Below are 21748 nucleotides of genomic sequence, written 5' to 3' on the forward strand. Positions count from 1 at the left end.
ACCTCACCCAGATAAAAAACAAAGAGGCCCCCATGGATCTGCGCAAAATCAAGAAGCTGATCGACCTGCTGGAAGAGTCGAACCTGGCCGAGATCGAAATCAAGGAAGGCGAAGAGTCCGTGCGCCTGTCGCGTGCCCCGGTCGCGGGTTATGCCGCCCCGGTCGCTGCCCCGGTGTATGCCGCCCCGGCCGCGCCGGCGCCGCAGGCGATGCCGATGCAGTCGCCGACCGAAGCCTCCACCGGCGGCACCGCCAAGCCGGGCCCGGCGCTGCCGGAAGGCCACGTGCTGCGCTCGCCGATGGTCGGCACCTTCTATGCCTCGGCCGCCCCGGACAAGCCGGCCTTCGTCACCGTCGGGCAGCAGGTCAAGGCCGGTGAAACCCTGGCCATCATCGAAGCGATGAAGATGTTCAACCCGATCGAAGCCGATGCGTCGGGCACGATCGTCGCCATCCTCGGCGAAAACGGCCAGCCGGTGGAGTTCGACCAGCCGCTGTTCGTGATCGGCTAAGGGGCTCACGCCATGCTCGACAAAGTCGTCATCGCCAACCGAGGGGAGATCGCGCTGCGCATCCTGCGCGCGTGCCACACCCTGGGCATCCGCACGGTCGCCGTGCATTCCACGGTCGACCGCAACCTCAAGCACGTGGCCATGGCCGATGAATCGGTCTGCATCGGCCCGGCGCCGTCGCCGGAAAGCTACCTCAACGTGCCGGCACTGATCGCCGCCGCCGAGGTCACCGACGCACAGGCCATCCACCCCGGCTACGGCTTCCTGTCCGAGAACGCCGACTTCGCCGAACGCGTGGAGCAGTCTGGCTTCATCTTCATCGGCCCCAAGGCCGACACCATCCGCATGATGGGTGACAAGGTCGAAGCCATCCGCGCGATGAAGGCCGCCGGCGTGCCGTGCGTGCCCGGCTCGGGCGGCCCGCTCGGCGAGGACATCGTCGCCAACACCAAGATCGCCCGTGAGATCGGCTACCCGGTCATCATCAAGGCGGCCGGTGGTGGTGGTGGCCGTGGCATGCGCGTGGTGCACGCCGAAGCCGCGCTGAAGACCTCCATCGAAACCACCAAGAGCGAAGCCAAGGCCGCGTTCGGCAATGGCGAGGTCTACATGGAGAAGTTCCTGGAGAACCCGCGCCACGTGGAAATCCAGGTGCTGGCCGACGGCCAGGGCAACGCCATCCACCTGGGCGAGCGCGACTGCTCGATGCAGCGCCGCCACCAGAAGGTGGTGGAAGAAGCACCGGCCCCGGGCATCAGCGCCGAACAGCGCGAGCAGATCGGCAAGGTCTGCACCGAAGCCTGCGTGCGCATCGGCTACCGTGGCGCCGGCACCTTCGAGTTCCTGTACGAAGACGGTCGCTTCTACTTCATCGAAATGAACACCCGCATCCAGGTGGAGCATCCGGTCACCGAAATGGTCACCGGCATCGACCTGGTGGCCGAGCAGCTGAAGATCGCCGCCGGCCAGAAGCTGTCGATCAAGCAGAGCGACGTGGTGCTGACCGGCCATGCCATCGAATGCCGCATCAACGCCGAAGATGCTGAAACCTTCGTGCCGAGCCCGGGCACCATCACCGGCTTCCATCCGCCGGGCGGCCCCGGCGTGCGCGTGGACACCCACATCTACAGTGGCTACCGCGTGCCGTCGAACTACGATTCGATGATCGGCAAGCTGATCGTGCATGGCCCGGACCGCGAAACCGCCATCGCCCGCATGCGCGTGGCGCTGAGCGAGATGGTGGTCGATGGCATCAAGACCAACATCGCGCTGCAGCAGCGGATCATGCGCGACAAGGGCTTCCAGGGCGGTGGGCAGAACATCCACTACCTGGAAAAGCGCCTGGCCGAGCGCAAGAACCAGTCGATCGCGCTGACCTGACGCCCCGCACGCGCGGGACACAGAAAAAGGGCGGGGAACTCCCCGCCCTTTTTCATTGCCTGGCGGCTGCCGGCGGTGCGCTCAGCGCGCGTCCGCCGCAGTGGCCGGCACCTGCGTCCGGGACAGCGGCTGCACGCCGTTGGGCGAGGTCGGGTCCACCACCACCATCGTCTCGGTCGAGCCATCGGGCCAGACCACCTGGAACGTGCTGCCGGCCGGCAGGGAAGAGAACGGCATGCCGCTCTGCGCGCGGTAGACCGCTGCGACCTGGCTGGCACCGGCACGGCGCACCTCGTCACGTGACGCCACCGACGTGGTTTCGACCTTGGACAGGTACCGGTACCGGTCTTCATAGGTATCGATCATCAACAACCCGACCGCACCGGCCGAATACGCCACGAACAACACCACCCAGAACCAGAACTTGGCCCCGTGCAGGAATCGACGGTAATTCATCGACGTCCCCTCGTCTTGAGCAATTGCTTGACCCACTCGTTCATTTTCCCCGAACCCTGCCGCGACACTGCGGCGTCATAAACGAAATCCCGGAAATCCTGGCCGCCACTGGTCGAACAGATGCCGCCGTTCGCGCAGTAACTGTTGACCAGCACACTGTCTGGGCCGCATGGCATGCCCAGTTCGCAGGCGGCCATGCGCCAGGCCAGTTCGCTGAGCGGATCGCCGGCGACGTATCCGGTCAGCGCCTTGTCACCGGCAGCGCGCAGCCCCATGCCCGGCGCCAGCGCATTGAAGGCCTCCGGGTCCTGCGAATGCAGCACCCGTTCAACCAGGTCGCGGCGGTAGTCCGGCGTGTTCTTCAGCGGCTCGCCGGCGGCAAACAGCGACGCTTCGGCAGGCAGGTTGCCCTGCGTGGCGGCGCGGCGGCGTTCGCTGCTCACCAGTGCCGGCCCCAGGTTGTCGCTGGCCACGAACCCGCCACAGCGGTGTGCCACGCGCTCGCGCGCCTGCACCATCGTCGGGGCGGCCGACAGCCCCAGCCCGGACAGCACGTTGTTGTCCAGGCGGTAGCCCCCCGGATCCATCGCGTACTGCGCGCAGTAGTCGTAGACGCGGCTGAGCATCCAGCGTGCCTCGCTGTTGCCGCCCTCGGCCTGCACGCGCAGGCGCTGTGCATAGGCAAACAGGTCGGTATCGCCTTCCACGTCGGCCCGGATGTCCAGCGGCAGGCCGGAGGGCAGCGCCGTGCCCCGCCCTTCGCGCGCCAACCGCCGCAGCAGCGGCTCCGGCAGCACCGGTGCGTCCGATGCCGGCGGGCTGGCGGCCTCGGGGGCCGACGGCGCCTCGACCGGCGCATCGGGGCGCGCATGGCCACTGGCCCGGTAACCGGCTACGCCCAGCAACGCCACCGCTGGCAGGACCAACAGCCAGGTTTTGACGGTGGAGACGAGGGTCATGGACGACAGATGTGGGCGGCAACGCACAGGAAAGTGTGCAGTTTAGCAAGGCCCGGGAGGCCTGTCTGAACTGCTTCCATTCATCTCAGAGCATACGGAGACGGCTGGATGGTCTAGCATGACGCCCTTTCCGCCTGCCCACCGCCACGCCCATGCCGTTCCTGGAACTGACCCTGCGCTGCACCGAAGCCACCCAGCCCCGCTACGAAAACGCGCTGGAGGACGTGGGCGCACTGGCAGTGACCCTGCTCGACGCCGAGGCCGATACCAGCAACGAACAGGCCATCCTGGAACCCGGCGTGGGCGAAACCCCGCTGTGGGACACGCTGGTGCTCAGCGCATTGTTCCCCGCCGACAGCAACGCCCTGTTGCTGCTGGCCGCGCTGGAAGCGTTCGACCCGGACCTGGACTGGTCCAGCGGCAGCTTCCGTGCCGTCGAGGACGAAGACTGGGAACGTGCGTGGCTGGACCAGTTCCAGCCGATGGATTTCGGCAGCCGCACCTGGATCGTGCCGTGGAACCATGAGCTGCCCGACGCCGCGCAGGCCGCCGATGCGGCTGTCGTGCGCCTGGACCCGGGCCTGGCCTTCGGCTCGGGCACGCACCCGACCACCGCGCTGTGCCTGCGCTGGCTGGACCAGCTGGCCGTGGACGGCGTGCTGCAGGGCCAGCGCGTGCTCGATTTCGGCTGTGGCTCGGGCATCCTGGCCCTGGCCGCGCTGAAGCTGGGCGCGGCCGAGGCGATCGGCGTGGACAACGACCCGCAGGCGCTGGTGGCGACCGCCGACAACGCCGAACGCAATGGCGAGCAGGCCCGCATGCAGGTGTACCTGCCGCAGGACGAACCGGTGGCCACCTACCCGATCGTGGTCGCCAACATCCTGGCCTCGGCGCTGGATGCCCTGGCCGAACTGCTGGCTGCGCGCGTGGCGGCCGGCGGCCGCATCGCCCTGTCCGGCATCCTGCACGGCCAGGAAGGCGAACTGCTGCAGCGCTACGCCGCCTGGTTCGACGACCTGCAGGCCACCCAGGACGGCGACTGGATGCGCATCACCGGCGTGCGCCGTGCCTGATCGTGGTTGAATGACCACTGGATCCGAGCACGCACCGCCCATGTCCGAGCCGAACCCGCCGCGCCGTCCCCTGGCCACCTTCCTGCGCGCTGCCACACCGGCGGCAGCCCCCGACGATCCGGCTGCACACGGGGCGGAGGATGGTGTCGGCCCTGCCTCCCTCCAGGCGCAGGCGGTCACGCCGGCAACTGCCGGCATGCAGGACGATCCGGTACCGGCCGATACGGCTGCGGTCCTGCCGGATGACGCCGTGGTGGCGCCGCCGGATTCCCTCGCCGACACCGCGCCCGCAGCGGCGGGGGATACCCCCAGCTTCCTCGCGCGGCCCGCCGCACGCCTGCGCGCACCGCGCTGGCAGTGGGGCCTGGTCGGCGCGCTGGCCGCGTTGCTGGTGCTGCAGATCATCCTGGCCGATCGCGCGCGCTGGGCCGCCGATGCCGGCAGCCGCCCCTGGGTTGCCGCACTGTGCGGCGTGCTGCGCTGTTCGCTGCCCCCCTGGCATGAACCGTCCGCGTTCACCATGACCAGCCGCGAGATCCGCCCGCTGCCTGGCCACGCCGGCGTGCTGCAGGTACGGGCCAGCATCCGCAACGATGCGCGCTGGGCACAAGGCTGGCCAAAGCTGCGTCTGTCGCTGTCCGATGCCGACGGCCGGGTGATCGGCGTGGGCGTGTTCACGCCCGCGCACTACCTGGGCAAGGCCGATGCCACCGGCACGCCGGAGCACGGCACGTTGGAACCGGGCCAGAGCGCACGCATCGCATTCCGCGTGCGCGAGCCTGCCGCCAGCACCGACGCATTCACCTTCGAGTTCCTGTGAGCCCGCGCCCGTGGCAGCCCGGCCAGCCTCGCGCTAGACTGGCCGCCACCACCTTTGCCGGCCGCGCCCTGCGCTGGCCCGCCAACCGAATCGGGAACCCCTTTGAACGCAGTGCTTTCTCGTCCTGACAACAGTCGTGGCGCGCCCCGGCCTCCGCTGCGCGAGCATGTAGCCCAGTCCGTCCGCCGCTACCTGCGTGACCTCGACGGCTGCGATGCGGACGACGTGTACGAGATCGTGCTGCGCGAAATGGAAATCCCGCTGTTCGTGGAAGTGCTCAACCACTGCGAAGGCAACCAGAGCCGCGCAGCGGCCATGCTCGGCATCCACCGTGCCACCCTGCGCAAGAAGCTGAAGGAATACGGCATCAGCGCGTAAACACCACCCGCCGGGCCTGACCCGGCGCCACCGGTGCCCGGTCCCCTGGTGCCGGTAGATCCACGCCATGCGTGGATGAAGGCCCGCCGAAACCAGCCCACCCGCCCGCCGGTAGATCCACGCCATGCGTGGATGAAGGCCCGTCGAAACCAGCCCACCCCGCCCGCCGGTAGATCCACGCCATGCGTGGATGAAGGCCCGTCGAAACCAGCCCACCCGCCCGCCGGTAGATCCACGCCATGCGTGGATGAAGGCCCGTCGAAACCAGCCCACCCCGCCCGCCGGTAGATCCACGCCATGCGTGGATGAAGCCCGCCGAAACCAGCCCACCCGCCCGCCGGTAGATCCACGCCATGCGTGGATGAAGGCCCGCCGCAGTCAGCCTCCCCCGCCCGCCTTCCAGTAGTACCGCACCACATGGAAGAACACCGGCGCGGCGAAGCACACCGAATCCAGCCGGTCGAGCATGCCGCCATGGCCCTCGATCATGTGGCCCCAGTCCTTGATGCCACGGTCGCGCTTGATGGCCGACATCACCAGGCCGCCCCAGAACCCCATCAGGTTGATCAGCAGTGACAGGCCGAACGCCTGCAGCGGCGTGAACGGGGTGATCCACCACAATGCGGCCCCCAGCGCACTGGCACTGAGCACCCCGCCGATGAAGCCTTCCACGGTCTTGGAAGGCGACAGCTTCGGCGCGATCAGGTGCCTGCCCAGCAGCTTGCCCCAGATGTACTGCAGTACATCGGAGGACTGCACCACGATCACCAGGAAGGCGAACAGCAGCACGTTGCGCGACGGATCATGGCCGGGCACCTGCAGGTTCAGCAGCAGCGGCACGTGGGAAATGCAGAACACGCAGATCATCAACCCCCACTGCACCTTCGCCGTGCGTTCCAGGTAGTGGGTGGTGTCGCCGCCGATGGTCGACAGGATCGGCAGGAACAGGAACGCATAGACCGGAATCAACAGCGTGTACATGCCGTACCAGTCGATCCACACCAGGTAGTACTGCCAGGGCAGCACGATGTAGAACGCGGCCAGCAGCGCGTAATAGTCGCCCGAGCGCGTCGGCGCCAGGGTGATGAACTCGCGCAGCGCGAACAGCGAGATGACCGCGAACAGCACGATCACCCCGGCACGGCCGAACAACAGCGCCAGGCCGACCACGATCGCCATCACCCACCACGCGCGGATGCGCGAGACCAGGTTGGCGATGACCGCGCTGGGGCGGTCGCGCTGGCGCCAGCGCAGGGTTTCGGCGATGGCCGTGGCCAGTACCAGCACCGCGCCGATGCCGCCGAACAGCAGCCCGGTCTGCTGCCCCACGCTGCGCGCGGCCAGGTCACCGGACAGATCCAGCAGCAGGCTCATGCGCGGGCTCCATTGGGCGCCAGGTCCAGCAACGCCTGGCGGCTGCGCGACAGGAAGGCGGCCTTGTCCTCGTCGGCCTGCAGTTTCAGCGGCGCACCAAAGGTGGCCGTGCACAGCAGCGGCAACGGCAGGAAACGGCCTTTGGGCATCACCCGCTTAAGGTTGTCGATCCACACCGGCACGAACTCCAGTTCCGGGCGCTGCCGCGCCAGATGGTAGATGCCGCTCTTGAACGGCAGCAGCGGTTCATCGCCGATGTTGCGCGTGCCTTCCGGGAACAGGATCAGCGAACAGCCCCCATCCACGGCCTCGCGCAGCACCTGCAACGGATCCTGCTGACGCTGGGCGGCGTCGCGTTCCACCAGCACCCCGTTGAACACCGCATCGATCAGGTAGCGGCGCAGGCCATCACGCTGCCAGTATTCGGCGGCGGCCACCGGCCGTACCTGCCGGCGCAGTGCCGCAGGCAGTGAAGACCAGATCAGCACGAAATCACCGTGGCTGGCGTGGTTGCCGTAGTACACGCGGTGCTCGCTGGACGGTGCGCAGCCGATCCACAGCGCGCGCGCGCCGGTGAGTACCTGGATGGCGCCACTGCAGGCGCGGGCGATCAGTCCAGCGAACATCGCTACCTCCGTTCAGGTCTGTGGCCACAGCACGGCCAGCAGCAGTGCCGAGAACTGCAGCAGCGTGGCGACGTACTGGCACAGCAGCAGGCGGCGCATACCGATCCAGCGCGCCTCCCAGCCGCGCACGGGCGCCTGCGCGTCGCGACGGCGCAGGCCGGCGGTGTGCAGGGCCGCATCCACCCGCTCGGCGGCGGCATCGTCCTGCAGGCCTTCGCGCAGCAACAGCTGCAGCAGGCTGGCATCGAGCTGCACGCGCACCGCGTAATACGCCTGTACCGCCCCCACCGCCACGCTCAGCAACAGCAGGCCGGCGGCGAACATCGCCAGCCCGGGCTCGATGCCCAGCAGCAGCAGCGCCACCAGCAGCAAGCCCAGCGACAGCACGGCAGGCGATCGTCCCTGGCGCAGCAGCAGGTGCATCATCGGCAGATCGGCGGCGGTGCTCATGGGGGGCTCTCCGGTGCGGCGGCGGCCGCGATGGCCTGCAGATGATCGTCATGCAGCACGATGGACGGCCGTGCGGCACGTACCTGCGCCACGGCCTCGGTGGCGCTGCACACCCGCCCGGTGCGCAGCAGCCAGGTGGCCACGCTGGCCGCGCTGCGCGAATAGCCCAGCGCGCAGCACACCAGCAGCGGCCCCTGCGCACGCAGGGCCTCGATGGCATCGGCGGCCTGCGCCAGCTGCGCCGGCGCAGGCACCACCAGGTCCAGCATCGGCACGCTGGCATAGGCCGCGCGCGCTGCAGGGCAGGACAGTTCGGCACAGGTATCGACCACCCCGTGCAGCGGCGATGGCAGCGCGCCGCCGGGCAGACGTCCCAGCCACACGCCATCGGCCACGGCCACCGGCTGCGGCGCATGCCGCGTCCACCACCGCGAATTGAGCCAGGCCGCCACCAGGTAGGGCGCCAACAGCCAGCGTGCGGCCATCGTCAGCCGGCCATCGGTGCGCTTCTGGAACACGGCCACGCCCAGCCCGGCGTAGGCCAGCGCCACCAGCAGCAGCGACACCACCGGCCACAGCAGCCACAACGCCACGCCCCCCAGCAGCACCGCCGGCACCAGCAACGCCGCCGCGCCCAGCAGATAGAACACCGCCAACCGCCAGCGCTTGGGCGCGCGCGCCGTGCGCCAGGCGCGCAGCGGTGGCGTGCCCTGCTCCGGCCACAGCCACACGCACAGCCAGCCGGCCAGCAGGCCGGTGGGCACATCGATGAAATGATGTTGGAAGGTGGTCAGCACCGAGACGCCGATCAGCAGCGCCCACCCATGCAGCAGCCAGCGCCACGCACCCTGCAGGTACTGCGCGTACTTCACCCACAGCACGATCAGCAGCACGATATGCAGCGACGGCGCCTGGTTGAACGGCTTGTCGAAGCCCAGCAGCACATCGAACAGCCAACCGAACACGCCGCCGATCTCCGGCCGCTCGAAACTGAAGCGCAGCGGCCAGAGCAGAAAGCAGGCCACCGCGATCAGCTGTGCACTGAACAGGCGCAGCGCATGCCGGTCCAGTTCCAACCGTTGCCGGCACAGGAAGAACGAGACCGCGTAGAACAGGTCGATCGACCAGTACGGCACGATCGTCCACGGCACGAACGGAATGCGCGTCTCCCAGGCAAACGCCATCACCGGCAGTTCGGCATGGCGCCCGGCCATCCAGTTGGCGAAGCCATAGCTGGCGAAGAAGAACGGACCCAGCAGGGCCAGCCACAACAAGGCGCGCCGCCAGGGGCGCCCTTCCGCGGTCAGTGGGGTGGCGGCCAGCGTCGCCATCACGCGGTCCGGCGTGCCAGCGACACGGTGAAGATGCCGAAGTCGTCGATGCGCTGCGCCACTTTCTCGAAACCAGCCAGGCGCACCAGCTCATCCATCTCCTGCTGGGTACGACGACGCATCACCCATGCTGCGCCACCGCGGTGGCTGGTCAACGCGCGCGCGATGAATTCCAGCTGCGGGTGCCAGGGCTGGCCGGTGTAGGCCAGGTAGCCGCCCACCGGCACCGTTGCGGCGATGCCCTGCAGCGAGCGCAGCACGGCGTCGTTGTCGGGGAACAGCTCGTACAGGCCCGATACCACGGCCAGCGTCGGCGCCGGGTCCACCTGCGCCAGCTGCACCGGATCGAACGCATCGCCCTGTTCGAAACGGGCGATGTCGGCCGCGCCGAGGCGCTCGATCAACGCCTGGCCCTGGGTCACGTTCAGATCGCTGAAATCACGCAGCACGATGCGCTCGGCGCGCTGTTCGCCCTGGCCCAGCGCTTCCAGCACATAGCGGCCATGCCCAGCGGCCACGTCCAGCACGCGCACCGGCGTGCCCTGCCCGCGAAGGCGCTGGGCAGCATCGCGCAGCAGTTCCTGCAGGTGCTGGCCGCGAATGCGGATGCCGCGCCAGCCGATCGCATCAAGATAGTTGCGGTCGACCATGCGGCCCAACGGGCCCTTGCCACGCGCTTCGTCGCGGTAGATGTAATCCAGCGTGCTGCCCGAATCGAAACCGGTCTGCAGGCCCAGCGCGATGCCTTCGGACAACGTGCCGCCGAAACGCAGGCCGCCACGCACCACGCGCCAGCGCAGGTCGGCCAGGCTGTTGCGCTCGGGCGGCCAGGCCAGGATCTCCGACTCTTCGAAGGTCGGCCCATAGCGATGCGCATCGCGCCGCGACAGCGCGCGCAGCGGTTCGGCGAAACGCGCCTGGATGAAGCTGCGGATGCGCGCCATGGCTGGCGCGCGATCGCGCTCGCCCAGCGTGTCGTGGAAGAAGCCCGGCAGGTGCACGCGCTCCTTGACCGGGCTGGACAGGCGCTCGTAGAAGCGGTCCTGCGGGCCACGGTGCACGACGAAATCCGAGCCGGACACCAGCAGCTGAACCGGCACGCTGATCGCCTGCGCATCGGCGACGATGCGGTCAGCGGCTTCGTACAGGCCCAGCAGCACGCGCACCGAAATCGGCCGGGTAATCAGCGGATCGGTGCGGTAGCTTTCCACCCGCGCCGGATCGTGGGTCAGCCACTGCGGCTTGACGTAGCTGTTGACGAAGAAGTTGCCGCGCAGCGTCTGCATCAGGCCCAGCCCCGCCCGTGCGAACGGCACGTACAGCTTCACCTTGAATGCCGGCGAGGCCATCACCAGCGCGCGCAGGCGCGGCGCGTAGTCGTGCACCCAGGTGGCGGCAACCACCGCGCCCACGCTCTGCGCGATCACCACGATGTCTTCCACCGCGATACCGTGCTCGGCACCGATGTGGGCAATGAAGCTGTCCAGGTCACGCACCAGCGCCGGGAAGCCCGGTGCATCGCCACGTGCGCCCGGCGAACGGCCATTGCCGCGCGCATCCCAGGCGAAGAAGGCGGTATCGGGCAGGTCCAGCTCATCGACCAGATGGGTCACCCGGCCGGAATGTTCGTGGCCGCGATGCAGCAGCACGATGGCCCGGGCCGGCGTGGTGGTCGTGGTGCCCGCCCAGTACCGGTAGAACAGCGGTACCTGGTCGAAGCTGTGGAATTCCCGTTCCTGCGCCTGACGCATGCCATCTCCTGATTGTCCTGTCGTGGTTACCGCTGCGGGGTCGCTGCGGCCTCCTTCAGCCCGTGGCGTACCCGGTTGACCGTCGTGACCATGCACAGCAGCGCCATCGCACCGGCCACGGCACTCACTGCCATCGCACCGGCCCAGCCCAGCGCCAGCAGCACGCCCAGCACGCCCATCACGAACGCGCGGTCACTCTTGCCCATCGGGCCGTCATAGCGGCGGCTGGCACCGACCATCAGGCCCAGCACCCCGGCGTACTCGCTCAGTGCCGCCGTCCAGGCCAGCAGCCACAACGCCTCGGGCCGTACGCCCGGCACGCTGAGCAGGCTCAGGTACAAGGCCGCATCGGCCAGAACGTCGCAAAGCTCGTTGAGATAGGCGCCCACCCGCGATTGCTGGCCGAATTCACGGGCCAGCATGCCGTCCACCGCATTCAAGGCCATGCGCAGCAGCATCCAGACCGGCAGGGCCAGGTACAGCCAGGCGGCGGCGGGGGCCCAGTACCCCACGGCAGCGGCCACCAGCAGCGAGACCACGGCGGCGGCCACCGTCACCGCATTGGCGGTGACACCCCTGCGGTGCAGGCCGCGCACGGCCGGACGCAGCAGGTCCTGGAAACGTCCTTTTACTGCATAGATCGACACGATCCGAACCTGCTATTCCCTGGCAGACCTTGGACAGCCTACCCGATTGCGGCAGCAGCAGGCGCTGCCGGCCCGCCGCGTGGCTGCGGCCCGCCACACCGGGGCCGCATGAGATGGCGCCATCGGCGCCCGCCGCCGTCCCCCACCGCCTACAATATCGGCCCCGCTCCGCTGCTGATTGCCCTGCCCCCATGACTGCTGACCTGCTGCCCGTCCGTCGGGCCCTGCTTTCCGTTTCCGACAAGACCGGCCTGGCCGAACTGGCCACCGCGCTGGCTGCACGCGGCGTGGAGCTGCTGTCCACCGGCGGCACCGCCAAGGCCATTCGCGACATGGGCCTGGCCGTGAAGGACGTGGCCGACGTCACCGGTTTCCCGGAAATGATGGACGGCCGGGTCAAGACCCTGCACCCGATGGTGCACGGTGGCCTGCTGGGCCGTTCGGGCCTGGATGATGCGGTGATGGCCGAGCACGGCATCGGTGCCATCGACCTGCTGGTGCTGAACCTGTATCCGTTCGAATCGGTCACCGCCAAGGCCGACTGCACCCTGGCCGATGCGGTGGAGAACATCGACATCGGCGGCCCGGCGATGCTGCGGTCGGCGGCCAAGAACTTCGCCCGCGTCGCGGTGGCCACCGACCCGTCGCAGTACGCTGAACTGCTGGCCTCGCTGGAGGCCAACGACGGCCAGCTGTCGGCCGCCACCCGCTTCGCGTTCTCGGTGGCTGCATTCAACCGCGTCGCCCAGTACGACGCGGCCATCAGCAACTACCTCTCGGCCGTGACCGCGACGGATGCCGCCGTGCCGGCCCGCACCGAATTCCCGGCACAGATGAATTCCACCTTCGTGAAGGTGATGGACCTGCGCTACGGCGAGAACCCGCACCAGAGCGGCGCGTTCTACCGCGACCTGTACCCGGTGCCGGGCACGCTGGCCACGTTCCAGCAGCTGCAGGGCAAGGAACTGAGCTACAACAACCTGGCCGATGCCGATGCGGCGTGGGAATGCGTGCGCCAGTTCGACGCCCCGGCCTGCGTCATCGTCAAGCACGCCAACCCGTGCGGCGTGGCGGTAGGCGTGGCCAACGGCGATGCCTACGAGCTGGCCTACGCCACCGACCCGACCAGTGCCTTCGGCGGCATCATCGCGTTCAACAAGCCGCTCGATGCAGCCACCGCGCAGGTCATCCTCGACCGCCAGTTCGTTGAAGTGCTGATCGCCCCGGACTACGAGCCGGCCGCGCTGGAGTACGCGCAGAAGAAGGCCAACGTGCGCGTGCTGCGCATCCCGCACGGCGAGGGCCTGAACAACTACGACAGCAAGCGCATCGGCTCGGGCCTGCTGCTGCAGTCCTCGGACAACCGCGGCATGAGCCGTGACGAGCTGAAGGTGGTCAGCAGGCTGGCGCCGACCGACAAGCAGTTCGCCGACCTGCTGTTCGCGTGGAAGGTGGCCAAGTTCGTGAAGTCCAACGCGATCGTCTACGCCAAGGACAACCGCACGATTGGCGTCGGCGCCGGCCAGATGAGCCGCGTCTACTCGGCACGCATCGCCGGCATCAAGGCGGCCGATGCGAACCTGGTGGTGGAAGGCTCGGTGATGGCCTCCGATGCGTTCTTCCCGTTCCGCGACGGCATCGACGCCGCCGCTGCCGCTGGCATCAAGGCGGTGATCCAGCCGGGCGGTTCGATGCGCGATGCCGAAGTGATCGCCGCCGCCGACGAACACGGCCTGGCGATGGTATTCACCGGCGTGCGCCACTTCCGCCACTGATCCGCACCACGAAGCCGGGCCCTGCCCGGCTTTTCTTTTCTGCACCCGAGAACCCTGCCCCATGAAGATCCTCGTCATCGGCTCCGGCGGCCGCGAACACGCCCTGGCCTGGAAGCTGGCCCAGTCCCCCCGCGTCACCGAGGTGCTGGTGGCCCCCGGCAACGCCGGCACCGCCACTGAAGACCGGTGCCGCAACGTGGCGGTGAAGGTCACCGACATCGACGGCCTGCTGGCGCTGGCCCAGGCCGAAGGCGTGGCGCTGACCGTGGTCGGCCCGGAAGTGCCGCTGGTGGCCGGCGTGGTTGACCGCTTCCGCGCCGCCGGCCTGCGCATCTTCGGGCCGACCGCCGCCGCCGCCCAGCTGGAGGGCAGCAAGGCCTACGCCAAGGACTTCCTGGCCCGCCACAACATCCCCACCGCGTTCTATGCCGTGCACAGCGATGTGGACGCCGCACTGGCCTATGTGCGCGACAAGGGCGCGCCGATCGTGGTCAAGGCCGACGGCCTGGCCGCCGGCAAGGGCGTGATCGTGGCGATGACCCTGGCCGAGGCCGAGGATGCCGTGCGTGACATGCTCTCGGGCAACGCCTTCGGCGATGCCGGTGCCCGCGTGGTGATCGAGGAATTCCTCGACGGCGAGGAAGCCAGCTTCATTTCGATGGTCGATGGCGTGCACGCGCTGCCGATGGCCACCTCGCAGGACCACAAGCGCGTCGGCGACGGCGACACCGGCCCCAACACCGGCGGCATGGGCGCGTACTCGCCGGCCCCGGTGGTCACGCCGGAGGTGCATGCACGCGTGATGCGCGAGGTGGTGAACCCCACCGTGCAGGGCATGATCGCCGACGGTATTCCGTTCACCGGCTTCCTGTACGCCGGGCTGATGATCGATGCCAGCGGTGCACCGAAGGTGATCGAGTTCAACGTGCGCTTCGGCGACCCGGAAACCCAGCCGGTGATGCTGCGTCTGCAGTCGGACCTGGTGGACCTGGTGGAAGCGGCCATCGACGGCCGCCTGGACCAGGTACAGGCGCAGTGGGACCCGCGCCCGTCGCTGGGCGTGGTGATGGCCGCCAGGCCGTACCCGGAAGCGCCGATCACCGGTGATGTGATCAGCGGCCTGGAGGCGGTGCCGGCCAGCGCCAAGGTGTTCCATGCCGGCACCACGCTGGACGCGCAGGGCCGGGTGGTCAGCGCCGGTGGCCGCGTGCTGTGCGTGGCCGCGCTGGGCAGCAGCGTGCGCGAGGCGCAGGCCAATGCCTATGCCGGCGTGGATACGGTGACGTGGGCGAACGAGTTCCACCGCAGCGACATCGGCTGGCGGGCGATCGCACGCGAAGCGTAAGGTGCACCGATCCACGCATGGCGTGGATCTGCCGGATCGCACATGCCGATCCATGCCATGCGTGGATCGGCCATGCAGTTCGGCCGCCTTTGTAGATCCACGCCATGCGTGGATGGGCACACGCGGAAAAGAAAAGGCCCGGCAATGCCGGGCCTTTTCAGTACGTCAACGCATCACCGCGCTTACGCGTTGAACAGCGCCTTCATCTTCTTCAGCGCGTTCGCTTCGACCTGGCGGATGCGCTCGGCCGACACGCCGTATTCGTCGGCCAGTTCCTGCAGCGTCACCTTGCTGTCCGCATCCAGCCAGCGGCGACGGATGATGTCGCGCGAGCGCGCATCCAGTTCGGCCAGGCCTTCGCGCAGCAGCTGCAGCTGGTTGTCTTCGCTGTCGGCACGCTCATAGGCCATCGACGGGTCTTCGTCATTGGCCACCAGGAACGCTGCCGGCGACGGCGGCGCGTGTTCGTTGTCTTCGTCGGTCGGCGCATCGAAACCGATATCGCGACCGGACAGGCGCGATTCCATTTCCATGACCTCGCGCTCGGACACGTTCAGATCCTTGGCCACCGCGCTGACTTCGGCCGCGTTCATCCAGCCCAGGCGCGTCTTCGACTTGCGCAGGTTGAAGAACAGCTTGCGCTGCGCCTTGGTGGTGGCGACCTTGACGATGCGCCAGTTCTTCAGGATGAACTCGTGCATCTCGGCACGGATCCAGTGCACGGCGAAGGAGACCAGGCGCACGCCCATGTCCGGGTCGAAGCGCTTGACCGCCTTCATCAGGCCGATGTTGCCTTCCTGGATCAGGTCGCCCAGCGCAAGACCGTAGCCGTTGTAGCCGCGGGCCACGTGCACCACGAAGCGCAGGTGCGAATGCACCAGCTCGCGGGCGGCGTCCAGATCGTTGCCGTCGCGGAAGCGACGGGCCAGGTCCTGTTCGTCATCGACCGACAGCACCGGGATCTGGTGCACGGCACCGATGTAGGCGTCCAGCGAACCGAGCGCACTGGGAATCGGGAGATTGTTTGCCACAAGGGCAGTAGAGGTGTTCTGGCTCATGGGGCTCATCTTAGCAGTCCGGTTCTTGGACTGCTAAAGGGGGAAAAAGTTCCAGCGTTCCGCTGATGAAACACTGGCGCCGACCACCCCGCTACCGTAGCGCGAATTGATGACAGTGGCGAGCCAGCTTCCCGGGATTCACAATCCCTTGCAATTCAAGCCATTGGCCCTGAAACCGTGCCCCTGCGGGCCCATCGGCACCTGAATGGCCCGCGCCGGGGGCCTGCACGAGGCCCCCAGGTTGCCCGGGGTTCAGCCCGGACGGGCCAGATCGGCCTCCAGGGCCGAACGCGACGGCAGCGACCAGTCGATCGGCGCCTGCCCGCGCTGCTGCAGGTAGTCGTTGGCCATCGAGAAATGGCGGCAACCCAGGAAGCCGCGGTGCGCCGACAGCGGCGAGGGGTGCGGCGCCTTCAGCACGCGGTGGCGGCGGGTATCGATCACCTTGCCCTTCTGCTGGGCATAGCTGCCCCACAACAGGAACACCAGGCCCTCGCGCTCGCGGTTGAGCACATCCACGACGTGGTCGGTGAAACCTTCCCAGCCCCGCCCCTGGTGGGCACCGGCGGAACTTTCCTCCACGGTCAGCACGGCATTGAGCAGCAGCACGCCCTGCCGCGCCCACGGCAGCAAGCAGCCATGGTCCGGCCGGGCGATGCCCAGGTCGGCCTCGATCTCCTTGTAGATGTTCAGCAGCGACGGCGGCACCGGCACGCCCGGCATCACCGAGAAACTCAGGCCGTGGGCCTGGCCGCGGCCGTGGTAGGGGTCCTGGCCCAGCACCACCACCTTGACCTGCTCGAACGGGGTCGCATCGAAGGCCGCGAAGATCTGCGGCCCGGGCGGAAACACGGCCGCACCGGCCGCCTTGCGTTCGCGCAGGAAACGGGACAGTTCGCGCATCTGCGGCTGCAGCAGCCAGTCGCCGACGCGGTCCTTCCAGCTGGGTTCAAGCTGGATGGAAGGAGGTGTTGCCGGTTGTTCGTTCATCGCACCAGGGGTCTATCGTTCAAGCGGGCCAGGCGCAGCTGGAAAAGCACCTTGGTCACCAGCAGCCGTTCTTCGATCGGCTTGAGCACCAGGTCGTTGGCGCCGGCCTGCAGCAGGCCGGTCTGGTTGTGCGGGTTGCCATCACCGGTCATCACCAGCACCGGCAGGCGGCGCTTGCCGTAGCCGAAGTCCACGCGCACGCGCTGCACCACGTCGCGGCCACTCAGTTCGCCCTTCAGGGTGACGTCGGTCAGCACCAGGTCGATGCGGTGCCGGCTGCGCCCCAGCGATTCGGCGGTGAGCAGGGTGAAGGCTTCCTCGGCACTGAGCACATGCAGCACGTTCAGCTGCTGGCGCTCGAGCATGCGCTTGGTGGCTTCGGCCACCACCCGGCTGTCTTCGACATACAGGATGGTCGCACCGGGAATGGTCTGTGGCTGCACGTAGCCCCGGATGAAGGCGGCCAGCGCCTCGTGGCCGAGCGCCTTGTCGAAATAGTCGGTGACGTACTCGGTGAAGCGGCGCTGCTCCAGGTGCTGCTGCGCATCGCCGGACACCACGATCACCGGGACATAGGCCTGGCCGGCGGCTTCACGCACCATCCGCGCCAGGGCCAGCCCATCGCCGTCGCGCAGGGCCAGCGACGTGGTCACCAGGTTGACCGGCCCCTGCTCCAGCAGCGTGCGGGCCTCCTCGATGCTGTCGCAGCCAACCACCTCCACACCGGGCAGGTCGCGCTGCAGCACGTCGGCGATCAGCTTGCGCACCAGCTTGGAGCCATCCACCACCATCACCCGCGTGGCGGAGGCATCCAGGTGCTTGAGGGGTTGCGGTTGCATGCCGTCCTCAGGTGTCGGTCGGGCGGGTCTGGCGCAGGAAGTGCCCCGTCACCAGCCAGGCACCCAGCCAGCCCAGCAGCAGCGTGCCCAGCAGCACCAGGCTGCCATGCAGCAGGTCCAGCCCATGCAGCACGAACGGGCTGCCGTAGCTGCCGGACAGCTCGGCCAGCGGCGCGCGCAGCGCCGCCCCGGCAATGCCGATCAGGCCCAGCGCCACCGCGCCGGCCCCCAGGCCGTACCACGCGCCCAGGTACAGGAACGGGCGGCGGATGAAGCCGTCGCTGGCACCGAGCAGCTGCAGCACGCCGATTTCCTCACGGCGCGCCTGGATGTCCAGGCGCACGGTGTTGCCCACCACCAGCACCGCGCCCAGCCCCAGCAGGGCCGACAACACCTGCACCAGCCGCGCGCCGAACGCCAGCCAGGCATCCAGGCGCTTGCGCCACAGTGCATCGTGCTGCACCAGGTCCGCCTCGGGCAGTGCCTCGAGCGCCTTGGCCAGCGCGGCATCGTCCTTTCCGTTGCCCGGGGTCACCACCAGCAGCGACGGCAGCGGGTTGTCATGCAGGGCATCGATGGAATCGCCCAGGCCGGCCTGGCGCAGTTCTTCCAATCCTTCATCCGGGCTGCGCACGGTGACATGGGACACGTCGGCACGGTCGCGCAGCTGGCCGGCCAGGCGCAGCGCACCCGGGCTGTCGATGTCCGCCTTCAGGAACAGGTTGATGTCGCGCGACTGCTGCACGCTGCCGGCGAACTGCTTGAGGTTGTCCAGCGCGATCGACAGGCCCAGCGGCAGGGCCAGCGCCAGCGCCATGACCATCACGGTCAGCAGCGTGGCCCAGGGCTTGCGGCAGGCACGGCCCAGGCTGAACACCACGCTGTGCACGTGGTGCTGGATCCAGACGCCCAGACGCGAGGGTGCGGCAGCTTCGGTGTTGTCGTTCTTGCCCATGCCTTACTCCGCCAGATCCTGCGGCGAAATGTCATCCACCAGCCGGCCGTGGTCCAGGATCAGCACGCGCTTGCGCATGTGGCGCAGCAGCGGCAGGTCGTGGCTGACCACCAGCACGCTGGTGCCGCGCGCCGGCAGTTCGGCGAACAGGGACATGATTTCCGCCGCCAGCGTCGGGTCGAGGTTGCCGGTGGGTTCATCGGCCACCAGCAGCTTGGGTTCACCGACGATCGCCCGGGCGATGCCGACGCGCTGCTGCTCGCCGGCCGACAGCTGCGAGGGCAATGCCTTTTCACGATGGCCCAGGCCCATGCGTTCCAGCACCGAGCGCACGCGCTTGCCGATATCACTGCGGCGGGTGCCGCGCAGGATCAGCGGCAGGGCCACGTTCTCGGCGATGGAGCGGTCCATCAGCAGGCGGTGGTCCTGGTAGACCGCGCCGACCGCGCGGCGATGGCGGGGAATGTCGCCGCCGCGCACCTTCAGCAGGTTGCGCTCGTCGAACACCACCGCACCGCGGCTGGGCCGCTCGTCCAGGTGGATCAGCTTGAGCAGGGTGCTTTTGCCCGCGCCGGAGTGACCGGTGACGAACAGCATCTCGCCCGGGGCCACCTCGAAGCTGACATCGACCAGTGCCTCGTGGCCACCGGCGTACTGTTTGCTGACGTTGTCGAATCGCAGGACGCTCATGGCCCGATTATGCAGGAGCGGCGCGACAGATCGATAGCGCCGGGCCCTGCCCGGCGGGAACCGTCCGGCAGCGCGGTGCCGGACGCTGACCACTGCGCTCGCCGGGGATGACCCGGCGCTGCCTGTGGTTCGATCTGCTCTGGCAGCGCCAGGCCATGCCTGGCGGAATGCCTACCGCATCGCGGCCCGAATGCAGGCCGCTCGCCCCGATCAGTTGCCCGACAGCATCCGGCGGATCTTGCGGCCGATGCGGGTCAGGAAGGAATCGCCGCTGGTGGCCGCCGTGCGGACCGGGGTGGCCACCACCTGCACCGGGGTGACCGGGCTGGTGCCGTTGCCGGCATTGGCCTGCGCGCCCTCGGCACCTTCGACCGGACGGCCGTGGCGACGACGACGGCGCTTGCGCGGCTTGCGCTCGCCGTCCACGGCACCTTCCGGTGCGCCTTCGGCACGCGGCGGGCGCGGCGGGCGCGGCGCCTGGGCCACGGCGGCCTCGGCCCCTTCGACCGGGGTAGCGGCTGCCTGCTCGCCTTCCACGCGCGGCTTGCGCGGGCCACGCGGACGGCGCTCGCCGCTGCGCTCACCGTCGCGACGCTCGCCACGGCCACTGCCGGAGCGGCTGCCACTGCGACCACCGCCACGGCGTTCTTCCTCGGCGGCGCGGGCTTCGCGCGCTTCACGGAAGATCTGGCCGACGCTTTCGTTCTCCTCGCCGTCCTCGCCAGCCGCCGGGGCCGGACGCTCCGGACGCGGCAGCGCGGTCAGCAGTTCCTTGGTGACCGGCTCGGACGGGATCTTCTGCTCGATGTACGCCTCGATGTCCGGCAGGCCCATCGCGTAGCGCTCGCAGGCGAAGCTGATCGCATCACCTTCTTCACCCAGGCGCGCGGTACGGCCGATGCGGTGCACGTAGTCTTCGGCATCGAACGGCAGGTCGTAGTTGTAGACGTACTTGATGCCATCGATGTGCAGGCCGCGGGCGGCCACGTCGGTGGCGACCAGGATTTCCAGCTGGCCCTTCTGGAAGCGGTTGAGCAGGCTCTCGCGCTTCTTCTGCGGCACATCGCCGGACAGCACGCCGACGCGGTAACCGGCCTTTTCCAGCGAACGCGCCACGCGCTCGACGAACACCTTGGTGTTGACGAAGACCATGGTGCGCGCGCCTTCGCTGCGCGACAGCAGGCCCAGCAGCAGCGGGATCTTCTCGTCATCGGCCGGGAAGTAGATGCGCTGGCGCACGCGGGCAGCGGTGATGGTCTCGGCTTCGACCACCAGCTTCTGCGGCTCGTTCATGTGCTCGTAGGCCAGCTCCAGCACGCGGTGGCTGAGGGTGGCGCTGAACAGCAGGGTCTGGCGGGTGGTGCGCTCGGGCATGCGGCGCAGCAGGAAGCGGATGTCCTTGATGAAGCCCAGGTCGAACATGCGGTCGGCTTCGTCCAGCACGCAGATCTCGCAGGCGTGCAGCGACACCACCTTGTGCTGCTTCACGTAGTCGATCAGGCGGCCCGGGGTGGCGATGATCACGTCCACGCCCTGCTGCAGGATCTCGCGCTGCTTGTCGTAGTCCACACCGCCGTAGACCAGCGCGAAACGCAGGCCCAGGTCGGAACCGAACTTCACCGCGTCCTTGTGGATCTGGATGGCCAGCTCGCGGGTCGGGGCCAGGATCAGCGCGCGCGGGTCTTCCGGCTTGCGATCGGCCAGCGCCGGGCGGCTCAACAGGCGGTTCACGACAGCCACCAGGAAGGCCAGGGTCTTGCCCGTGCCGGTCTGGGCCTGGCCGGCAACGTCGCCACCGGCCAGCGCGACCGGCAGGGTCAGCGCCTGGATGGGCGTGCAGCGGGTGAAACCAGCGCCTTCAAGGCCGGCCTGCAGGGCCGGATACAGCTCGAAGGAAGAAAAGGTCAAATCGGTCAGCGGTTTGTCGCTCATGTGTCCGTCTTGGTATGGCCACGCGCCTGCGGGCGGCGGCACTGCAATCTGTCTGGGGCTCCGTCGCAAACTGCGGCCCCTGCGGCGGGTCGGGCAGGCCCGGGACCCCTGGGTCCGCGCGCCGCACAATGTCCCAGTTTACCGCAACCGCGCCGCCCTGCCGGGAAGACCGTCTCACCGGCTTCAGAGACGCCCCCTGCCCGGGCAACCGCAGCGCGGCGTTCACACAGCCCCACGCCACTTGAACGGGCAGGGCCCGGCCCCTGGGGTCTGCCGGTCCCCCGCCCCATATCAGGAATACAGTGAAATCCAGCACATACAGTGCATGGTGACGATCACGGTACGCTGGGTTCCAAGCAGCCGCTGCCGCTGCCCTGAGATAGGGGTACACTGCCGGCCGTGAGCGT

21 protein-coding genes are annotated in these 21748 nt (G+C 68.6%); 7 read left to right on the forward strand and 14 right to left on the reverse strand.

What is annotated here, in order from left to right; genetic code table 11:
* The first annotated feature begins 32 nt into the window (after nt 1-32).
* Together accB and accC are read left to right on the forward strand one after the other, a co-directional pair.
* Nucleotides 33-512 carry an acetyl-CoA carboxylase biotin carboxyl carrier protein gene (gene accB / locus Q9R17_RS06270; protein WP_308157571.1) on the forward strand — a complete coding sequence of 160 codons (480 nt, stop codon included), beginning with the start codon at nt 33-35 and terminating at the stop codon, nt 510-512.
* 12 nt (nt 513-524) lie between these two features.
* On the forward strand, nt 525-1892 hold the full coding sequence (accC, locus tag Q9R17_RS06275; RefSeq protein WP_308157572.1) for an acetyl-CoA carboxylase biotin carboxylase subunit: 1368 nt from the start codon (nt 525-527) through the stop codon (nt 1890-1892).
* Nucleotides 1893-1973: 81 nt separating this feature from the next.
* Here accC and Q9R17_RS06280 read toward each other — a convergent pair whose 3' ends face one another.
* Nucleotides 1974-2348 (reverse strand): hypothetical protein, encoded by a 375-nt coding sequence (locus Q9R17_RS06280; protein WP_308157573.1) that lies wholly within the window; start codon nt 2346-2348, stop codon nt 1974-1976.
* Nucleotides 2345-3307, reverse strand: coding sequence for a hypothetical protein (locus Q9R17_RS06285; RefSeq protein ID WP_308157574.1), 963 nt, complete (start codon nt 3305-3307; stop codon nt 2345-2347). Before Q9R17_RS06285 ends, Q9R17_RS06280 begins: the two co-directional genes overlap by 4 nt.
* Nucleotides 3308-3459: 152 nt before the next feature.
* On the opposite strand from Q9R17_RS06285, the gene prmA reads away from it, so the two are divergent.
* The 3 genes from prmA to fis all read left to right on the forward strand — a co-directional run bounded on the left by prmA (nt 3460) and on the right by fis (nt 5578).
* Nucleotides 3460-4380: a 50S ribosomal protein L11 methyltransferase gene (gene prmA / locus Q9R17_RS06290; RefSeq protein ID WP_308157575.1), complete on the forward strand. Its 921-nt coding sequence runs from the start codon at nt 3460-3462 to the stop codon at nt 4378-4380.
* Nucleotides 4381-4420: 40 nt separating this feature from the next.
* Nucleotides 4421-5200: a DUF3426 domain-containing protein gene (locus Q9R17_RS06295; RefSeq protein ID WP_308157576.1), complete on the forward strand. Its 780-nt coding sequence runs from the start codon at nt 4421-4423 to the stop codon at nt 5198-5200.
* A 102-nt stretch (nt 5201-5302) separates the two neighbouring features.
* Nucleotides 5303-5578 carry a DNA-binding transcriptional regulator Fis gene (gene fis, locus Q9R17_RS06300; protein WP_005419706.1) on the forward strand — a complete coding sequence of 92 codons (276 nt, stop codon included), beginning with the start codon at nt 5303-5305 and terminating at the stop codon, nt 5576-5578.
* Nucleotides 5579-5956: 378 nt separating this feature from the next.
* On the opposite strand, the gene Q9R17_RS06305 is transcribed toward fis, so the two are convergent.
* Genes Q9R17_RS06305 through Q9R17_RS06330 form a run of 6 tightly spaced genes read right to left on the reverse strand, consistent with a single transcriptional unit; the run spans nt 5957 to nt 11760 of the window.
* Nucleotides 5957-6952, reverse strand: a complete 996-nt coding sequence (locus tag Q9R17_RS06305; protein ID WP_308157577.1) for a phosphatidate cytidylyltransferase — start codon at nt 6950-6952, stop codon at nt 5957-5959.
* Entirely contained in the window at nt 6949-7578 is a 630-nt protein-coding gene (locus tag Q9R17_RS06310; RefSeq protein ID WP_308157578.1) for a lysophospholipid acyltransferase family protein, read from the reverse strand. The genes Q9R17_RS06305 and Q9R17_RS06310 overlap by 4 nt, the downstream gene beginning before the upstream one ends.
* Before the next feature lie 12 nt (nt 7579-7590).
* Nucleotides 7591-8028, reverse strand: a complete 438-nt coding sequence (locus Q9R17_RS06315) for a hypothetical protein (RefSeq protein ID WP_308157579.1) — start codon at nt 8026-8028, stop codon at nt 7591-7593.
* Nucleotides 8025-9359, reverse strand: a complete 1335-nt coding sequence (locus tag Q9R17_RS06320) for a phosphatase PAP2/dual specificity phosphatase family protein (RefSeq protein WP_308157580.1) — start codon at nt 9357-9359, stop codon at nt 8025-8027. The genes Q9R17_RS06315 and Q9R17_RS06320 overlap by 4 nt, the downstream gene beginning before the upstream one ends.
* Nucleotides 9359-11110, reverse strand: a complete 1752-nt coding sequence (locus Q9R17_RS06325) for a bifunctional alpha/beta hydrolase/class I SAM-dependent methyltransferase (protein ID WP_308157581.1) — start codon at nt 11108-11110, stop codon at nt 9359-9361. Before Q9R17_RS06325 ends, Q9R17_RS06320 begins: the two co-directional genes overlap by 1 nt.
* A 26-nt stretch (nt 11111-11136) precedes the next feature.
* The gene (locus Q9R17_RS06330) at nt 11137-11760 is read right to left on the reverse strand and encodes a CDP-alcohol phosphatidyltransferase family protein (protein WP_308158294.1); all 624 of its coding nucleotides are present in this window, start codon (nt 11758-11760) and stop codon (nt 11137-11139) included.
* A 188-nt stretch (nt 11761-11948) separates the two neighbouring features.
* Here Q9R17_RS06330 and purH point away from each other — a divergent pair, with 188 nt between their 5' ends.
* Nucleotides 11949-13532, forward strand: coding sequence for a bifunctional phosphoribosylaminoimidazolecarboxamide formyltransferase/IMP cyclohydrolase (gene purH, locus Q9R17_RS06335; RefSeq protein ID WP_308157582.1), 1584 nt, complete (start codon nt 11949-11951; stop codon nt 13530-13532).
* 61 nt (nt 13533-13593) lie between these two features.
* Nucleotides 13594-14877, forward strand: coding sequence for a phosphoribosylamine--glycine ligase (purD, locus tag Q9R17_RS06340; protein ID WP_308157583.1), 1284 nt, complete (start codon nt 13594-13596; stop codon nt 14875-14877).
* A 182-nt stretch (nt 14878-15059) separates the two neighbouring features.
* On the opposite strand, the gene rpoH is transcribed toward purD, so the two are convergent.
* The 6 genes from rpoH to rhlB all read right to left on the reverse strand — a co-directional run bounded on the left by rpoH (nt 15060) and on the right by rhlB (nt 21341).
* Nucleotides 15060-15935 (reverse strand): RNA polymerase sigma factor RpoH, encoded by an 876-nt coding sequence (gene rpoH / locus Q9R17_RS06345; protein ID WP_308157584.1) that lies wholly within the window; start codon nt 15933-15935, stop codon nt 15060-15062.
* Between the two features lie 252 nt (nt 15936-16187).
* Nucleotides 16188-16925 (reverse strand): uracil-DNA glycosylase, encoded by a 738-nt coding sequence (gene ung, locus Q9R17_RS06350; protein WP_308157585.1) that lies wholly within the window; start codon nt 16923-16925, stop codon nt 16188-16190.
* Nucleotides 16922-17764: a response regulator gene (locus Q9R17_RS06355; protein WP_308157586.1), complete on the reverse strand. Its 843-nt coding sequence runs from the start codon at nt 17762-17764 to the stop codon at nt 16922-16924. Before Q9R17_RS06355 ends, ung begins: the two co-directional genes overlap by 4 nt.
* Nucleotides 17765-17771: 7 nt before the next feature.
* Nucleotides 17772-18719 (reverse strand): permease-like cell division protein FtsX, encoded by a 948-nt coding sequence (ftsX, locus tag Q9R17_RS06360; protein ID WP_308157587.1) that lies wholly within the window; start codon nt 18717-18719, stop codon nt 17772-17774.
* Between the two features lie 3 nt (nt 18720-18722).
* Nucleotides 18723-19409, reverse strand: a complete 687-nt coding sequence (ftsE, locus tag Q9R17_RS06365) for a cell division ATP-binding protein FtsE (protein WP_308157588.1) — start codon at nt 19407-19409, stop codon at nt 18723-18725.
* Between the two features lie 210 nt (nt 19410-19619).
* Nucleotides 19620-21341: an ATP-dependent RNA helicase RhlB gene (gene rhlB / locus Q9R17_RS06370; protein ID WP_308157589.1), complete on the reverse strand. Its 1722-nt coding sequence runs from the start codon at nt 21339-21341 to the stop codon at nt 19620-19622.
* Between the last annotated feature and the right edge of the window lie 407 nt (nt 21342-21748).

The organism is Stenotrophomonas sp. 24(2023) (assembly GCF_030913365.1).
GTDB lineage: Bacteria > Pseudomonadota > Gammaproteobacteria > Xanthomonadales > Xanthomonadaceae > Stenotrophomonas.

What these genes read in the sequence shown, in the direction of transcription:
- accB (WP_308157571.1), top strand. Translation starts at nt 33, where the DNA reads ATGGATCTGCGCAAAATCAAGAAGCTGATCGACCTGCTGGAAGAGTCG.
- accC (WP_308157572.1), top strand. Translation starts at nt 525, where the DNA reads ATGCTCGACAAAGTCGTCATCGCCAACCGAGGGGAGATCGCGCTGCGC.
- Q9R17_RS06280 (WP_308157573.1), bottom strand. Translation starts at nt 2,348, where the DNA reads ATGAATTACCGTCGATTCCTGCACGGGGCCAAGTTCTGGTTCTGGGTG.
- Q9R17_RS06285 (WP_308157574.1), bottom strand. Translation starts at nt 3,307, where the DNA reads ATGACCCTCGTCTCCACCGTCAAAACCTGGCTGTTGGTCCTGCCAGCG.
- prmA (WP_308157575.1), top strand. Translation starts at nt 3,460, where the DNA reads ATGCCGTTCCTGGAACTGACCCTGCGCTGCACCGAAGCCACCCAGCCC.
- Q9R17_RS06295 (WP_308157576.1), top strand. Translation starts at nt 4,421, where the DNA reads ATGTCCGAGCCGAACCCGCCGCGCCGTCCCCTGGCCACCTTCCTGCGC.
- Q9R17_RS06305 (WP_308157577.1), bottom strand. Translation starts at nt 6,952, where the DNA reads ATGAGCCTGCTGCTGGATCTGTCCGGTGACCTGGCCGCGCGCAGCGTG.
- Q9R17_RS06310 (WP_308157578.1), bottom strand. Translation starts at nt 7,578, where the DNA reads ATGTTCGCTGGACTGATCGCCCGCGCCTGCAGTGGCGCCATCCAGGTA.
- Q9R17_RS06315 (WP_308157579.1), bottom strand. Translation starts at nt 8,028, where the DNA reads ATGAGCACCGCCGCCGATCTGCCGATGATGCACCTGCTGCTGCGCCAG.
- Q9R17_RS06320 (WP_308157580.1), bottom strand. Translation starts at nt 9,359, where the DNA reads ATGGCGACGCTGGCCGCCACCCCACTGACCGCGGAAGGGCGCCCCTGG.
- Q9R17_RS06325 (WP_308157581.1), bottom strand. Translation starts at nt 11,110, where the DNA reads ATGCGTCAGGCGCAGGAACGGGAATTCCACAGCTTCGACCAGGTACCG.
- purH (WP_308157582.1), top strand. Translation starts at nt 11,949, where the DNA reads ATGACTGCTGACCTGCTGCCCGTCCGTCGGGCCCTGCTTTCCGTTTCC.
- purD (WP_308157583.1), top strand. Translation starts at nt 13,594, where the DNA reads ATGAAGATCCTCGTCATCGGCTCCGGCGGCCGCGAACACGCCCTGGCC.
- rpoH (WP_308157584.1), bottom strand. Translation starts at nt 15,935, where the DNA reads ATGAGCCAGAACACCTCTACTGCCCTTGTGGCAAACAATCTCCCGATT.
- ung (WP_308157585.1), bottom strand. Translation starts at nt 16,925, where the DNA reads ATGAACGAACAACCGGCAACACCTCCTTCCATCCAGCTTGAACCCAGC.
- Q9R17_RS06355 (WP_308157586.1), bottom strand. Translation starts at nt 17,764, where the DNA reads ATGCAACCGCAACCCCTCAAGCACCTGGATGCCTCCGCCACGCGGGTG.
- ftsX (WP_308157587.1), bottom strand. Translation starts at nt 18,719, where the DNA reads ATGGGCAAGAACGACAACACCGAAGCTGCCGCACCCTCGCGTCTGGGC.
- ftsE (WP_308157588.1), bottom strand. Translation starts at nt 19,409, where the DNA reads ATGAGCGTCCTGCGATTCGACAACGTCAGCAAACAGTACGCCGGTGGC.
- rhlB (WP_308157589.1), bottom strand. Translation starts at nt 21,341, where the DNA reads ATGAGCGACAAACCGCTGACCGATTTGACCTTTTCTTCCTTCGAGCTG.